We start from the raw sequence: 15,376 nt of genomic DNA, 5'->3' as shown, positions 1-15,376 counted from the left end.
CCGGACTCGCGTCCGGCGCCCTGGTCAGGCGGGGGTCTGGGAGGGCGCGGCTTACAGGCCCAGCGCCACCTTCGCCGCGATGGCGATCTGGTAAATGATCTGCGTGAGGCCGCGGGCCACCTCGACGTTCTTCGAGTCGATCTTGGGCAGGACCATGATCTCGTCGCCCGGGCCCGGGGTGCTGCCGGACGGCGCCACGCTGCCGTTGGCGCGCAGCACCAGCACCTTGGAGGTGTCGGCCTTCTGAGTGAAGCCGCCGGCCAGGTCGACATAGTCGGTGACCGAGGCCTTCTGGCTGTAGACCAGGGCGTTGGGGAACAGCACCTCGCCGCTGACCAGCACCAGGTTCTTGGACTCGGGCACGTTGACCACGTCGCCGTCTTCCAGCAGCAGCGTGTCGGCCGATTCACGGTCGGCCAGCACCACCTGACCCAGCGGCTGCACGTTGCGGGCGCGCTCGACGAAGGCCAGCATCAGGTCGGCCTCGGTCTTGCGCAGCGCGGCTTCCTCGGCGGTGGTGGAGCGTGCCGTCAGGGCCGAGGTCTCGAGGTTGCGCAGCGCCACCTCCAGCGTCTGCTTCTGGCGCGCCTGCACCGACTTGCGGTAGAGCTGCAGCCCGGCCATGTTGGCCTGCGGCGAGGGGTTCAGCCGGGCGATCAGGTCCTTCAGCGAGGCCCCGTTGGGCAGCACGATCGAGCGCTCGCCGCGCTGCGCGCCTTCCACACGCACCAGCAGCGTGGTGGGGTACTTGTCGGCGGTCAGCGTGACCAGGTCACCCGACTGCACCATCACCTGTTCGGCCTTGCCGATCGCGTGGTATTCGCTCTTCAGCTCGACGCCGGTGTTGCGCACCACGCTGAGGTGGGTGGCCGAGGGCTTGGGCACGGCGTAGCGCAGCAGGTCGGTGGCGGGGATGGTGCTTTGGCGGATCTCGAACAGGTAGGGGTTCTGCGCCTCGCCGGTGACGGTGACGGTGTGGCGGCGCGGCTGCACGACGATGGTGTCGCCGTCCTGCAGCTGCGGGCGCTCGATCACGCCGTCGAGCAGGAAGCGGTAGAGGTCGATCGTCGCCCGGGTGCGCCCGGCGCGCAGCACCTGCACGTTGAGGTAGCTGCCGCGCTCGGGGTCGATGCCGCCGGCGCGATCGAGGTAGGCCAGCACCGAGTCGGACGACAGGCCGGCATACAGGCCCGGCGCGCGCACGAAGCCGGTAACGAAGAGCTTGACCGGCTGGGCCGAATCCAGCGTCGCGTAGGTGCCGACATTGGAGCGGAAGACGCGCTTGACCGCTTCCTCGACCTGGCGGTTGAGGTCAGTGTTGCGCACGCCCAGCACGGCCACCGGGCCGACATTGGGCACGAAGATGTTGCCCTGCGGGTCAACGGTCTGGTAGGCCTCGTAGACCTGCGCGCCCCACATGCGCACCATCAGCCGGTCGCCCACGGCGATCTGGTAGTCGGGGTTGAAACCGCTGAAGGTCTGCTGGGCGAAGCGGCCGGTGAACATCTGCGAGCCGAAGACCACCGGCTTGAGGCTGGTGGCCGGATCGATGGGCAGCGGCGCCAGCGGCACGGTGGCGGTGGTGGCCGGCGTGGCCGGCGCCGGTGCGGTCGTCGGCGGCACGATGACCAGGGACGGTGCGGGGGCGGTCGGCGCCGGCGCAGACGCAGACGCCGCCGCGGGCGCCTGGGCCTGCGCCAGGGGCTGACCCAGCAGGGCCAGCAGGACCAGCGGCAGCGACAGGGCGATGTGGAGACGGTTCTTCATGGGTCAGTCCTGGTGCTCGCGGATCGTGGCCAGGGTCAGGCGCATGATCAGGTAGGCCATGACGGCCAGGGCGATCACGGTCAGCAGGTTGTAGATGCGGCGCGGGTAGAGCGCTTCCTGGGGCAGCGTGGGGGGTTCGATGACGACCACCGTCTTGAGCTTGCGCGAGGCCTCGAGGCGCGCGTGCTCGTAGGCCATCAGCGAGGCCTTGTGGGTCTCCTCGGCGAAGACGGCCGTGGCCAGCAGCTCCTGGAACTTGATGTTCAGGGCCGGCAGCTGGGCGCTGTCGACGCTGGCCCCGGTGGTGCGCAGGCGCTCGGACTCGAGCTGGGCGCGGGTGGCGGCCAGCTGGGCGCGCAGCGTGCGCACCTGGAAGGAGTCGTCCTGCATGATGGCCAGCGCGGCGCGCAGGTCGGCTTCCTGCTGCGCCAGCCGGGCCTGCAGGCCGGCCGTCAGGGAGCTGGCGGCGGCGGCCTGCGAGCCGGGGTCGAGCAGCTTGTAGGTGGTCTGGAAGGTGGCCACCTCCTGCTTGGCCTTCTCCAGGCGCTTGCGCGTGTCCTGCAGCTCGCCCTCGGCGAAGCGCATCTTCTCGCGCGCGATGCGGTGCGAGTACTCGTTGATGAAGGCTTCGCTCTCCTGCAGGATGCCCTGGGCCAGGGCCTGGGCGAAGCGTGGCTCGAAACCCTGCACGTCAATGGTCAGCAGGCCGGAGTAGTCGTCGCGCGTGATCTCCACCCGATTGCGGTAGAAGTCCAGGAAGGACTCCTGGGTGGTCCAGCTCCAGACGCGGTAGATCGGGTCCAGGCCGGAGTGGCTGTAGTGCTCGCGCAGCTTCAGGCGGGCGTCCAGCTTGTTCAGCAGATCCATCGACAGGATGTAGTTCTGCAGATAGAAGGTGTCGCCCAGCGAGGTGGGTGAGCCGCCGCCGCCCAGCAGCATGGACGCAGCGCCGGCCAGGCCCCCGCTGCCGCCGGAGGAGCCGCCGTCGCTGGTGTCCTTGACGCCGACCACGGCGTGGCTGACGTAGCGGTCGGCGGCCAGGCCGGCGTAGTAGACGGTGCCCAGCGCCGTCGGCAGCACCAGCGTCAGCAGGGCGACGACGCGCGGGTTGAGGATCTTGAGGATGTTCATCAGCGAGGTGTCGCCGCAGGCGATTTCATGTTCTGGTAGACCTTCAGGCCTTCGGCGACGTCTTCATAGAGCGTGACGGCACCGCCCTCGAGGATGACGACGACGTCACACAGGTCCTGGATGTCCTTGATGTTGTGCGACACCAGGATCAGGTTGGCCCGGCTGACGCGCTCCTTGAAGGCGGCATGGGCCTTCTTGCGGAAGATCGGGTCGCCCGCGGCCATGCCCTCGTCGACCAGGTAGTAGTCGAAGGCGAAGGCCATGCTCAGCCCGAAGCTGACCCGTCCTCGCATGCCGGAGGACAGGGTCTTGAGTGGCATGTCGAAGAAGCGGCCGATCTCGGCGAACTCCTCGACGAAGCGCACGCGCTCGCGCATCGCCTCGCCATGGGCGCCGTAGACGCGGCAGACGAAGCGCACGTTGTCACGGGCGCTGAGCGAGCCCTGGAAGCCCGAGCCGAAGCCCACCGGCCAGGAGATGCTGTTGTTGGTGCGGACCTCGCCGCTGTCGGGCGAATCCAGCCCGCCCATCATGCGCATCAGGGTCGACTTGCCGGCGCCGTTGCGCCCCATCAGGCCGATGCTGACGCCGTCCGGGAAGGTGAAATTCAGGTCGCGGAAGACGTAGTAGCGCCCCTGCGGGGTGGGGTAGTACTTGGTGAGGTTGACGAGCTCGATCATCCGACGCTCACGAGGCGATCAGCTGACGATGGCGCCAGCGGTACAGCATCAGGGCCAGCGTGGTGGTCACGATCACCCACATCATCGGGTAGTAGATGTTCGCGCCCTGCAGCGGCCGGTAGGTGGGCAGGTAGGCCAGCCGCGACATCTCGACCAGGTGCAGCAGCGGGTTGTAGAGCAGCCACTGGATGACTGCGGGCGGCAGGTCATGCAGCTGGAAGATCACGCCGGAGATGACCATCAGCGGCATCGTCAGCACCGAGGTGACCAGGTCCAGGCGCGGCGCCAGGTCCAGCAGCACCGCAAACATGATGCCCAGTGACAACCCCTGCAGCACGAACAGGATCAGCACGCCCATGAAGGCCAGGATGTCCCGGGGAATCAAGGGGCCGTAGCCCATGCGCGCCAGCAGCAGGGCGGTCATCAGGAAGATCGCAACCTCCATGGCCACGTACAGCAGGGTGCGGGCGACGAAGGCATCCATCGGCTTGACCTGCTTGAAGCCGAACAGGCCCCGGTTGGCCGCGGCCGCGTGGCTGAGCCGGCCCCACAGTGCGCGGAACATCCGGAAGCCGGTGGCGCCGGCGAGCAGGAAGATGATGAAGTCGTAGCCGTCGCGCGAGATGCGGCCGCGGATGGCGGTGTTCATCCACAGGAACATCATCAGCTCGGCGATCGGCTCGGCGAACATCCAGAACACGCCGGTCCAGTGACCGCCGAAGCGGGTCTTGAGCTCGCGCATCACCAGCGCGAAGACCACGGCCTTCTGGATCTGCCAGGGCGTGCGCCGCTTCAGGACCTGGTTGACCGCCGACAGGCTCATGCGATGGCCCCCCGGTGCAGGACGAGGCGGGCGCGGCGGGCGGCCAGGTACGGAACGACGATCACCCGCCTAGTGTAGTGGGGGCGGCTGTTGCACTGCATCATGCCCCCCCCTGCGCACGCACCGGCTCGGCGCCGCTGGCCAGCTCGGGCGCGCGCGCCGAGCCCACCAGCAGCCGCGCCAGTTCCTCGTGGCGGTCGGCCAGCGCCAGGGGCAGCACCAGGTGGTGCGGGTCGTGCTGGCGGGCGCGGTCGGCCTGGGCGCCCAGATCGAACACCGCCACCCGGCGGCCGCTGTGCAGCGCGCCGGAGAGCACGTAGCAGTAGGTCTCGGGCCAGACCGAGGGCACCAGGATCAGGTGCGGGTCGGCCTGGTGGATGCGCTCGCCCAGCTCGTTGTCGAAGTAGCGGCCCAGCAGGCGCACACCGTGGCTGCCGAGCTCGCCGTCGTTCATCGAGTAGCCCAGCAGCGACAGCTCCAGCGGCAGCTGGGCCTCGCGCGCGGCCCGGGCCAGGCCCAGCACCACGTCGAAGCCCTTGATGCGGCTGATCGCGCCGATCACCATCACCCGCACCGCCTGACCGGCCGGCACCAGCGGCGAGGCCGAGATGCGCGGCGGCGGCTCGTCCTCGTGCGGCTCGACCTCGGGCTTCAGGCCCGGCATCAGGCGCACCATGCGGCGCGCGACGTCCTCGGAGGGCACCACCAGTTGGTCGGCCACCGACAGCAGCTTGGCATGGCGGCTGCGCCAGGCCTCGATCGGGCCGGTCTGGCTGATCATCTGGTCGGCGCTCAGACAGCGGTTGCAGGTCTCGCCGTCGGCGTCGCCGCAGTAGCGGCCTTCGGCATTGATCAGGTTCACCCGCGGGCAGACGCTGTAGTAGTCGTGCACCGCCACGCGCAGTGCCAGCGAGCGGGCGGCAGCGATCTCGGTCAGGCGCTCGGCGGTTCGCGGCGCGAAGTCGATCAGATGGTGGACGTGGATCTCGTTGAGCCCGAGTTCCTCGACCGCCTCGTCGAACAGGCCGCCGGGCGCCAGCGACAGCGCCGCCAGGTTGTGCAGGCCGTACAGGCCGGGGTGGACCAGGGCCACCGCATCGGCCTGCGGCGAGGGGCGCAGCTCGAACACGCCCGATCCCTCGGCCAGCAAGCGCTGGGACTCTTCCAGCAGGTGGCGTTCGGTGCCGCCGCCGCGGCTGTGGCAGACCAGCAGCACGTTGCGCTCGCGCCGCAGGCGCTTGAGCCGCGCCAGGTCCAGGCGCGCGCGGTAGGGCAGCGCAGGGTCGGCGGCGATGTGGCGGGCGACCTGCTGGTTGTAGTCGGGGTAGAGCCGCTCCAGCGTGCGGATCGCGCGGGCAGTGCGCTGCGCGGCTTCGCCCTTGAAGCTGACCGAGCCCACATGGCGCACATAGATGTCGCAGGCGATGGCGTTGGTCCAGCCGCGCTGCAGCATGCGCTGGCACAGGTCGTTCTCTTCGCCATAGCCGCGGCCGAAGCGGCGCTCATCCAGCAGGCCGACGTCGCGCAGCGCCGCGCGGCGCAGGTACATGCAAAAGCCCACGCCGGTGGGCGCGGTGACATGGCGCAGGCGGTTGACCTCGGCGGCGAGGCGGTCGATCTCGTCGTGCGGCAGCTCCAGCGGCAGGCGGTTGTCGCCCAGGGTCTCGGGGTAGCTGCAGATCGTGGCGTTGTTCGACAGCGGTGTGATGCTGCCCAGGCGCGGGTAGGCGCGGGCGTGGGCCAGCAGGCGGTCGAGCCAGTCGTTGTAGACCTCGGTGTCGCTGTTGAGGATGACCACGTCGCGCTGCCTATGCATGCGCAGGCCCTTGTTGACGGTGCCGACAAAGCCCAGGTTGGCGCGGTTGACCTCGAGCGTGATCAGGCCGCGGCCCGCCAGCGTGCGCAGCATCGCTGACAGCTCGGGCAGCGGGCTGGCGTCGTTGACCACCACCACCTCGTGCGGCGTGCGCACCGGCGTGGTCAGCACGGTGTAGAGGCAGCGCAGGGTCTCCTGCAGACCGCCGTAGACCGGGATCAGCACGTCCACCTGCGGTTCCGCCGGCCACTGGCGCGGCTGCACGCCCTGCCACAGCTCGGGGTCGAGCATGTCGCGCTCCAGCGGGCTGTCGGTGCGGCGCACCGGCACCGGCGCCGGCACCCGGCCGGCGCGCTCCTGCGCATTGGCCTGCACATGGCGGGCGATCGCGTCGGTGGCGAACAGCGCCAGTGCATTGCCCTTGACCACCCTCAGCTCGGGCTGACTGGCCAGCAGGCGGCGGATGTCGACGCCGGGCAGCGGGTTGCGGCCCTCGCGCCAGCCCCAGCGCACGAAATGGCGCAGCGGCTCGACGCCCGACTGCGCGACGTCCGGGTTGCAACGCAGGTAGTACTCGGCGTCGAACAAGGGCGAGGGCGACAGGCCCTGGAAGCGGCCGATCAGGCCGTAGTGCAGCAGGCGGTTGATGCCCTGGCGGTCACTGCACTGGGCATCGTAGTGGCGCACATCGAGCAGCGGGCTGGGCGACAGGCCGGCGGCGTCGCCGCGCAGCACGTAGTGGCGCAGCGGCTTCATGCCGTCGAGTTCGGCGGCGTCGACCTGGGACAGGTAGAACGGCGTGTCGAACAGGCCCATGCCCCGGGTCAGCTCGGCCTCGAAGCGCACCAGCGCATTCGAGCGGCCCACCGCACGGCCGAGCGAACGCAGCAGGCGGATGCTTTGCAACATCACCCGCGCGTCCAAGGCGCGCTTGGGCACCTCGATCAACGCTCACCCCGCCAGCCGCTCAACTGATACCTCTGAAGAAATCGCCGGGCCGCCCCATGTCGTCCAGCCCCTTGTCGGGAGTGGGCGGGGCCTGGCCCGGCCCTTGGGGGGTGCTCATCATCTGCCGCGAACAGCGGCCCCGGTACCCTATGGGTCTCCCTGAGTCCGGGGAATGTAGCAAAGCGGCCTGTTTAGACTCCCCCTAAAGTGGGTGGACAGGCGCCACTATTCCTGCTTTCGATGCGGATTCTGTTCATCCACCAGAACTTTCCGGGCCAATTTCGCCACCTGGCGCCCACGCTGGCGGCGGCCGGACACGAGGTGCATGCGCTGTGCGTGCACCCCTGCGAGCCGCTGCCCGGCGTGCAGATCCACCGTTACCAGGTGAGTCGGCCTGAGGGCCTGCCGCTGCCCCACATCCTGCTGCGCGACGCCGAGACCAAGGTGCTGCGCGGCGAGGCCTGCGCCCGGGCGATGCTGGCGCTCTCGCGCGCCGGCCGGGTGCCCGACATGGTCATCGCCCACCCCGGCTGGGGCGAGGCGCTGTTCGTCAAGGACATCTTCCCGCGCGCCCGGCTGATCTGCCTGATGGAGTTCTTCTACGGCAGCGACGGCGCCGACGTGGGCTTCGACCCCGAATTCGACCGCGTGGGCATAGACGAGCGGGTCAAGCTGCGGATGCGCAACACCGCCTTGAGCGAAGCACTGTTGCAGATGGACCACGGTGTGGTGCCCACCGCCTGGCAGGCCAGCCGGATGCCGGCGGCGTTCGCGTCCAAGCTGAGCGTGGTCTTTGACGGCATTGACACCCAGGCCATCGCGCCCGACCCGCAGGCCCGCTTCCAATGGCCCGCCCTGGGGCTGGACCTGGGCCCGGGCGACCGGGTGCTGAGCTTCGTCAACCGCAACCTGGAGCCCTACCGCGGCTACCACCGCTTCATGCGCGCCCTGCCCCGGCTGCAGCGCCTGGTGCCCGACGCGCAGGTGGTGATCGTGGGTGGCGACGGCGTCAGCTACGGCGCCGCGGCGCCCGCCGGCAGCACCTGGAAGCAGCACTTCCTGGCCGAGGTGCAGGACCAGCTGGACCTGTCGCGGGTGCATTTCACCGGCCTGCTGCCGCGCGCCGCGCTGAGCCGGCTGCTGCAGGTGGCGCGCGCCCATGTCTACCTGACCTATCCCTTCGTGCTGAGCTGGAGCTGCCTGGAGGCGATGAGCGTGGGCGGCCATGTGATCGGCAGCCGGACCGCGCCGGTGCAGGACTTCATCGAGGACGGCGTGAACGGCAGCCTGGTCGACTTCTTCGACACCGAGGGTCTGGCCGACGCCGCGGCGCGCGTGCTGCTGGCCCCGCCGCAGGCCGACGCCGCGCTGCGCGCCGCCGCGCGCCGCACGGTGGTCGAGCGCTGTGACCTGCGCAGCGTCTGCCTGCCGCGGTGGCAGCAGGTGATCGCACAGGTCTGCGGCTGACTCAGCCCAGGCCCTGGGCGCGCCAGCGCGCCACCAGCGCCGCTTCGGCCGCCCAATCGTGGCGGCTGCCCGGCCGCGCGCCGGGACGCGCCAGGTGGTAGCTGCCGGGCGTGGCCAGTCCCTGGCCGATGCCCAGCGCGCGCAGGCCCTGCCAGCCCCCGCCCAGCTGCGACAGCCAGGCCAGCGCCAGCACGCCGGCGCTGGGCGGCGCCTGCAGCGCCTCGACCGCCGCGCGCCAGGCCGGCAGCGGCACCGTCAGCACCGCCACGCCAGCCGCCTGCAGCCGCTGCGCCAGTGGCCAGTGCCGCCCCTGGAAGCGCATGTCCGGCCCGCTGACCACGGCCCAGCGCAGGCCCGGCGGCAGCGGCGCGTCCTGCAGCGCCGGTGACAACACCCAGACATCGCAGCGCGTGCCGACATCGGCCGGCGCGGCCTGGCCGCCCTGCCACTGGTTGAAGCGCCAGACGGCGCCGGCACGGTCGATCTGCACGCCCAGGCCGCACCCGGCCAGCGCCGCGGCGTTGCCCACCAGACAGTGGCCCTGGGCGCAGTGAGCCAGCACCCACTGTTCGAATTGGGCCCGTTGCGCCAGGCTGGCCAGCGCGGACGGCCGGCCCAGCCATTCGGCCACGCCGGGCAGCTGCGCAGCTTGCACAAGCCAGTCTTCGGGCAAGCCATCGAGCGAGCGGGGCGCCACCTCGGCCAGCAGGCCCAGCGCCCGGCTGCGCTGCGCGGCGGACAGCTGCGCCAGGCCCTGGCGCAGCGGCACCACCCAGCGGCGGGGCAACGGACGGCCCAGGTCGCGCCGCCACTGGGCCGCCACCAACAGCCCGGCGGCCGAGCCCAGCGGCTGGGCGTGGGCAGCAGCCAGCAGGCGCCGGTCGTAATGGCCCTGGCGCCGGCGCCAGGCGGCCAGCCAGCGTTGCAGCCAGGCCGTCACCGCCCCACCCCCAGCGCGCTGACCACGAAGCGGCGCCAGTCGGCGGCGATGCGCTGGCCGTCGGCCTGCGCCAGTACACGCTCGCGCAGGCCGCTCGACGCGGCGGCCAGGCGCGCGGGATCGGCCATCAGCGCCTGCAGCGCGTCGGCCCAGTCCTGCGGCCGCTCGACCGTGACCAGGCCGGGACCGGCAAAGCGCCGTGCATCGGGCAGCGGCGAGGCCAGCACCGGCACGTTCCACCAGCCTGCCTCGATCAGCTTGAGCGCCGACTTGCAGCGGTTGAAGCGCGTGGGCTGCAGCGGCAGCAGGGCCAGCGCCACCTGGCGCAGCGCGTCGGTGTAGCCGTTGTCGAAGGGCAGGCGCGGCAGTCGGCGCAGGCGCGCGGGGTCCACGTCCACCGCGAAGTCGCCGCGGCCCACCAGTTGCAGCCGCCAGCCGGGCTGGCCGCGCAGCGCCTGGGCCAGGCCGGGGGCGGCTTCAGCCAGGTCGCGGTCGTGGCTGTGGGTACCGCTGAAGTAGCCGATCGCCGGCCCCGCCGGGTCGGCCGGCCAGGGCGTGGCCGGCAGGCCGCGCCAGGCCGGCGGCACGGCGTTGGGGACGCAGGCCACCGGGCGCGCCAGGCCGTCGCGGGCGAGCACGGTGTGCAGCTCCTCGGCCAGCGCCTGGGTGGCCACGGTGAAACCGTCCACCTGGGCCAGCACCGCGCGGTGGGCCTGGTAGCGGCGCGCCATCTCGGCCTCGGGCAGGCGGCGGTTGAGCACCGCGGGGCTCTCGGGTGCCAGCGCGGGCTCGAACACCAGGTCGTCAAAGTCGGCCAGCACCGGCACGCCGGCGCGGCGCCACGCGGCCAGGCGCCGACGCAGCCAGAAGCCGTCGGCCGGGCGGTGCAGCAGCACCAGGTCGGGTCGCCAGGGCAGCGGCGCCAGGCCGTGTCCCAGGTGCACCCGGTGGCCGCGCGCCTGCAGCGCCTGCGCCAGGTGGGCCATGCGGTAGCGCCAGGAGCCGTCGTCCACGGTGCGGGCGCGCTCGCCCCCCACCGCCAGGAAGGCCAGCGACCAGGGTCGGGCAGGCGCAGGGCGGGCGGCGGGGGTAGGCGTCACCCCTCAAGTATCGGGCAGGGCCCGGCGGTACTGGATGGCCTCGGCCACCGCGGGCACGTCGATCTGGGCCTGGTCGGCCAGGTCGGCGATGGTGCGCGCCACGCGCAGCACCCGGTGCAGGCCGCGGCCCGACCAGCCCAGGCGGCTGGCGGCCGATTCCAGCAGCGTGCGCGCCGCCGGCACCAGCGGCGCGTGGGCCTGCAGGCGCGGACCGGCCAGCCAGGCGTTGGGCAGCTCGCCCTGGCGCGCCTGGGCGCGGGCCGCGGCGGCGGCCACGCGCTGGGCCACGGTGGCGCTGGGCTCGCCAGGCGTGGCGGCCAGCAGCTCGGCCGGGGTCAGTGCGGGCACCTCGACCTGCATGTCGATGCGGTCCAGCAGCGGGCCCGACAGCCGGCGCTGGTAGCGCGCCACGGCCTCGGGCGTGCAGCGGCAGGCCATCGGGCCGCCATCGGGCGTGCCCAGCCAGCCGCAGGGGCAGGGGTTCATCGCCGCGACCAGCTGGAAGCGCGCCGGAAAGCGCGCCTGGCGCGCCGCCCGCGAGATGGTGATGTGGCCGTTCTCCAGCGGCTCGCGCAGCGCTTCGAGCGCGCTGCGCGGGAATTCAGGCAGCTCGTCCAGGAACAGCACGCCGCCATGGGCCAGCGAGATCTCACCCGGCCGCGGCGGGCTGCCGCCGCCCACCAGCGCCACCGCGCTGGCCGAGTGGTGCGGCGCGCGCCAGGGCCGCTGGCGCCAGCCGGCGGCGTCGAAGCCACTGGCCGCCAGGCCTTGCAGCGCGGCGCTGTCCAGCGCCTCGGCGCGGGTCATCGGCGGCAGCAGCCCGGGCAGGCGCTGCGCGAGCATCGACTTGCCGGTGCCGGGCGGCCCCACCAGCAGCAGGCTGTGGCCGCCAGCGGCCGCGATCTCCAGCGCCCGCCGTGCCGCCGCCTGGCCGCGCACCTCGGCCAGGTCGGGGGCGGCGGCCGGCGGCGCGGGCGCGCGCGGCTGGGCCGCCGGCAAGGCCTCGGCCGCCTGGGGCAGCAGCGCCGCCACCACTTCCGACAGGTGGCGCGCGGCGCGCACGTCCAGGCCGTCGACCAGCGCCGCCTCGGCCGCGCTGTCGGCCGGCAGCACCAGGGTGCGGCCCTCGCCGTCGCGCTGCGCCGCCAGGGCCAGCGCCAGTGCGCCGCGCACCGGGCGCAGCTCGCCCGCCAGCGACAGCTCACCCGCCAGCTCCAGCCGCGCCAGCCGGGCCTCGTCCAGCAGCCCCTGGGCGGCCAGCAGGCCGATGGCGATCGGCAGGTCGAAGCGGCCCGACTCCTTGGGCAGGTCGGCTGGCGCCAGGTTGACGGTGACGCGGCGGTTGTGCGGGAAGTCATAGCCGCACTGCTGCAGCGCGGCGCGCACGCGCTCGCGCGCCTCTTTGACCTCGGTATCGGCCAGGCCGACCAGCGTGAAGCTGGGCAGGCCGTTGGCCAGGTGCACCTCGACCCGCACTTCGGGCGCGCGCAAGCCGTCCAGCGCGCGGCTGACCACCACTGCCAATGACATTCCAGGACCTCCCCTGGGGACCTGACGGCCCCGTGCGCCCCATCGATGGGCAAAGCCGGTACATCGCCGGCGGATGCGCCCCATTGTGCCGCGTCGCCGCGCTGGACTGAAGCCCCGCGCACCAAGACGGTGCACCAATCCAGGGCATGACCGCGCCACACCCCTGGGAGGCTCATGGCACGGAAGCTGCAGAAAGACCGCCGATCGCACGGATCTTTCCATCCCACACCTGGAGTCACTCCCACATGAACAAGTCGCTCATCGCCCTCGCCGCCAGCCTGCTGCTGACCGCCCTGCCCACCGTCAGCCAGGCCGAGGAAGCCAGCCCGCTGTCGTTCAACGTCAGCCTGACCAGCGATTACCGCTACCGCGGCATCTCGCAGACCCGCGTGAAGCCCGCGCTGCAAGGCGGCATGGACTTCGCCGGCCCCAACGGCCTGTACCTGGGCACCTGGGCCTCGACCATCAAGTGGGTCAAGGACGGTGGTGGCGACGCCAACGTCGAGATCGACGTCTACGGCGGCTGGAAGGGCGAGGTCTCCAAGGACCTGACCCTGGATGTCGGCGTGCTGACCTATGTCTACCCGAGCAACAAGCTCAGCCCCAGCGCCAACACCACTGAAATCTACGGCGCGCTGAGCTACGGCCCGGCCACGCTGAAGTACTCGCACAGCGTGACCAACCTGTTCGGCTTCCCCGACAGCAAGAACAGCGGCTACCTGGACCTGAGCGCCTCGTTCGACCTGGGCGACGGCCTGATGCTGGCCCCGCACGTGGGCTACCAGAAGGTCTCGCACCTGAGCGCCGCCAGCTACACCGACTACTCGCTGACCCTGAGCAAGACCTTCGGCATCTGGACGCCGTCGATCGCCGTGGTGGGCACCGACACCGACGTCTACGTCTCGCCGGTCAACAACAAGGACCTGGGCAAGGCTGGTCTGGTCCTGGCCATCAAGGCCGCCTTCTGATCCCGCAGTCTGAAAGGACCCCGCCATGAAGATGGTCACCGCGATTGTCAAGCCCTTCAAGCTCGACGAAGTCCGCGAAGCCCTGAGCGCGATCGGCGTGCAAGGCATCACCGTCACTGAAGTCAAGGGCTTCGGCCGCCAGAAGGGCCACACCGAGCTCTACCGCGGCGCCGAGTACGTCGTCGACTTCCTGCCCAAGGTCAAGATCGAGGCGGCCATCGACGACGCCCTGGTCGACCGCGTCATCGAAGCGATCGAAGGCTCCGCCCGCACCGGCAAGATCGGCGACGGCAAGATCTTCGTTTCGCCGCTGGAACAGGTCGTTCGCATCCGCACCGGCGAGACCGGCAAGGACGCGCTCTGACACCGCAAGACCCACCAGAGACACGCACATCATGAAGAAGTTGATTGCCTCCCTCGCCCTGGGCCTCGCGGCCTGGGGCTTCGCGGGCGCCGTCCTGGCCCAGGACGCTGCCTCCGCGCCCGCCGCCGCCGCCTCCGTGGCAGCGGCGGTGGCCGACGCCGCTTCCGCGGCGGCTCCGGCCGCTGACGCCGCCTCGGCCCCTGCGGAAGCCGCCTCGGCCGCCGCGGCCCCCGTCATCAACAAGGGCGACACCGCCTGGATGATGGTCTCCACCCTGCTGGTCATCCTGATGACCGTGCCCGGCCTGGCGCTGTTCTACGGCGGCCTGGTGCGCAGCAAGAACATGCTGTCGGTGCTGATGCAGGTGCTGGTGACCTTCTCGCTGATCGTCGTGCTGTGGGCCATCTACGGCTACAGCCTGGCCTTCACCGAGGGCAACGCCTTCTTCGGCGGCTTCGACCGGCTGTTCATGAAGGGCATCTGGGACAACGTGGGCGGCACCTTCGCGCCGGCGGCCACGTTCAGCAAGGGCGTCTACATCCCCGAGATCGTCTTTGCCGCCTTCCAGGCCACCTTCGCGGGCATCACCTGCGCGCTGATCGTCGGTGCCTTCGCCGAACGCGCCAAGTTCTCGGCCGTGCTGCTGTTCATGGTGATCTGGTTCACCTTCAGCTACGCCCCGATCGCCCACATGGTCTGGTACTGGATGGGCCCGGACGCCTACACCGGCGCTGAAGTGGTCGACGCGATGAACGCCAAGGCGGGCTTCGTGTGGCAGATGGGCGCGCTGGACTTCGCCGGCGGCACCGTGGTGCACATCAACGCCGCCGTGGCAGGCCTGGTGGGCGCCTACATGATCGGCAAGCGCGTGGGCTACGGCAAGGAATCGATGGCGCCTCACAGCCTGACGCTGACCATGGTCGGTGCCTCGCTGCTGTGGGTGGGCTGGTTCGGCTTCAACGCCGGCTCCGCCCTGGAAGCCAACGGTTTCGCCGCCCTGGCCTTCATCAACACCTTCGTCGCCACGGCGGCTGCGGTGCTGGGCTGGAGCGTGGGTGAAGCGCTGCACAAGGGCAAGGCCTCGATGCTGGGTGCCGCCTCCGGTGCGGTGGCTGGCCTGGTGGCCATCACCCCGGCCGCCGGCAACGTCGGCATCGGCGGTGCGCTGGTGATCGGTGCGGTCTCGGGCTTCGCCGGCCTGTGGGGCGTGTCGGGCCTGAAGAAGATGCTGGGCGCCGACGACTCGCTGGACGTGTTCGGCGTGCACGGTGTCTGCGGCATCCTGGGTGCGCTGCTGACCGGCGTGTTCAACTCGCCCAACCTGGGCGGCCCGAGCGCCGTCGGCGACTGGGTCACCGCGGGCATGATCGCCCCGGACGCCTACAGCATCGCCAGCCAGGTCTGGGTGCAGGCCAAGGCCGTGGCGATCACGGTGGTCTGGTCGGGCGTGGTGTCGCTGATCGCCTACAAGGTGGTCGACATGGTGATCGGCCTGCGCGTGACCGAGGAAGAGGAACGCGAGGGTCTGGACATCACGACCCACGGCGAAACCGCCTACAACAAGTGAGTTGAGCGGGTCGGGGCGGCACCTGCGGGTGCGCCCCACCCCCCTAAAAGTTCGGAGCGAGTTCGGGGCCACGGTGACGTGGCCCCGTTTTTTTTCCTGCGTTCACCCTCAGGAGCCACCCAGGCCAAACGCCCGCTCAGCCGCGCCTAGCAACATTTCCGGCGCTGCGCAAGCGCGCGATCAGTGGGGTGGGTGACATCAACGCTACGCCTATAGTTCGGCGCCTGGCTACCGAAAGAGCAAAGACAATCCGTGCAGTCGTCCCTGGCAGATTT

At 71.1% G+C, this 15,376-nt stretch carries 12 protein-coding genes; 4 read left to right on the top strand and 8 right to left on the bottom strand.

The features are described from left to right. Window positions 1-51: 51 nt before the first annotated feature. From KAK07_RS07115 to KAK07_RS07095, 5 genes are all read right to left on the bottom strand, one after another. Window positions 52-1,767: a polysaccharide biosynthesis/export family protein gene (locus tag KAK07_RS07115; RefSeq protein WP_210859821.1), complete on the bottom strand. Its 1,716-nt coding sequence runs from the start codon at window positions 1,765-1,767 to the stop codon at window positions 52-54. Between the two features lie 3 nt (window positions 1,768-1,770). Beyond that, the gene (locus KAK07_RS07110) at window positions 1,771-2,898 is read right to left on the bottom strand and encodes a KpsE/RkpR family capsule polysaccharide export protein (protein ID WP_210859820.1); all 1,128 of its coding nucleotides are present in this window, start codon (window positions 2,896-2,898) and stop codon (window positions 1,771-1,773) included. Next, window positions 2,898-3,578 (bottom strand): ABC transporter ATP-binding protein, encoded by a 681-nt coding sequence (locus tag KAK07_RS07105; RefSeq protein ID WP_210851386.1) that lies wholly within the window; start codon window positions 3,576-3,578, stop codon window positions 2,898-2,900. Before KAK07_RS07105 ends, KAK07_RS07110 begins: the two co-directional genes overlap by 1 nt. A gap of 7 nt (window positions 3,579-3,585) precedes the next feature. Beyond that, entirely contained in the window at window positions 3,586-4,401 is an 816-nt protein-coding gene (locus KAK07_RS07100; RefSeq protein ID WP_210851384.1) for an ABC transporter permease, read from the bottom strand. Between the two features lie 100 nt (window positions 4,402-4,501). Continuing rightward, entirely contained in the window at window positions 4,502-7,126 is a 2,625-nt protein-coding gene (locus tag KAK07_RS07095; protein ID WP_210851382.1) for a glycosyltransferase, read from the bottom strand. Between the two features lie 279 nt (window positions 7,127-7,405). On the opposite strand from KAK07_RS07095, the gene KAK07_RS07090 reads away from it, so the two are divergent. After that, the gene (locus KAK07_RS07090; RefSeq protein WP_210851380.1) at window positions 7,406-8,632 is read left to right on the top strand and encodes a glycosyltransferase; all 1,227 of its coding nucleotides are present in this window, start codon (window positions 7,406-7,408) and stop codon (window positions 8,630-8,632) included. A gap of 1 nt (window position 8,633) precedes the next feature. Here KAK07_RS07090 and KAK07_RS07085 read toward each other — a convergent pair whose 3' ends face one another. From KAK07_RS07085 to KAK07_RS07075, 3 genes are read right to left on the bottom strand one after another with little or no spacing between them, the layout of a single operon-like run. Continuing rightward, window positions 8,634-9,572, bottom strand: coding sequence for a glycosyltransferase family 29 protein (locus KAK07_RS07085; protein ID WP_210851378.1), 939 nt, complete (start codon window positions 9,570-9,572; stop codon window positions 8,634-8,636). Further along, window positions 9,569-10,672: a glycosyltransferase family protein gene (locus KAK07_RS07080; RefSeq protein ID WP_210851376.1), complete on the bottom strand. Its 1,104-nt coding sequence runs from the start codon at window positions 10,670-10,672 to the stop codon at window positions 9,569-9,571. Before KAK07_RS07080 ends, KAK07_RS07085 begins: the two co-directional genes overlap by 4 nt. 3 nt (window positions 10,673-10,675) lie before the next feature. After that, window positions 10,676-12,202 (bottom strand): YifB family Mg chelatase-like AAA ATPase, encoded by a 1,527-nt coding sequence (locus KAK07_RS07075; protein WP_210851374.1) that lies wholly within the window; start codon window positions 12,200-12,202, stop codon window positions 10,676-10,678. 245 nt (window positions 12,203-12,447) lie between these two features. Here KAK07_RS07075 and KAK07_RS07070 point away from each other — a divergent pair, with 245 nt between their 5' ends. Genes KAK07_RS07070 through KAK07_RS07060 form a run of 3 tightly spaced genes read left to right on the top strand, consistent with a single transcriptional unit; the run spans window position 12,448 to window position 15,101 of the window. Next, a complete protein-coding gene (locus tag KAK07_RS07070; RefSeq protein ID WP_210851372.1) occupies window positions 12,448-13,170 on the top strand; it encodes a TorF family putative porin in 723 nt (240 codons plus the stop codon). A 25-nt stretch (window positions 13,171-13,195) separates the two neighbouring features. Continuing rightward, window positions 13,196-13,534 (top strand): P-II family nitrogen regulator, encoded by a 339-nt coding sequence (locus KAK07_RS07065; RefSeq protein ID WP_210802639.1) that lies wholly within the window; start codon window positions 13,196-13,198, stop codon window positions 13,532-13,534. A 31-nt stretch (window positions 13,535-13,565) separates the two neighbouring features. Further along, on the top strand, window positions 13,566-15,101 hold the full coding sequence (locus tag KAK07_RS07060) for an ammonium transporter (protein WP_247660860.1): 1,536 nt from the start codon (window positions 13,566-13,568) through the stop codon (window positions 15,099-15,101). Window positions 15,102-15,376: the final 275 nt, after the last annotated feature.

This window comes from Ideonella alba (genome assembly GCF_018069875.1).
Classification (GTDB): Bacteria; Pseudomonadota; Gammaproteobacteria; order Burkholderiales; family Burkholderiaceae_C; genus Ideonella; species Ideonella alba.
This window is presented reverse-complemented; position numbering and strand designations above follow the sequence as displayed.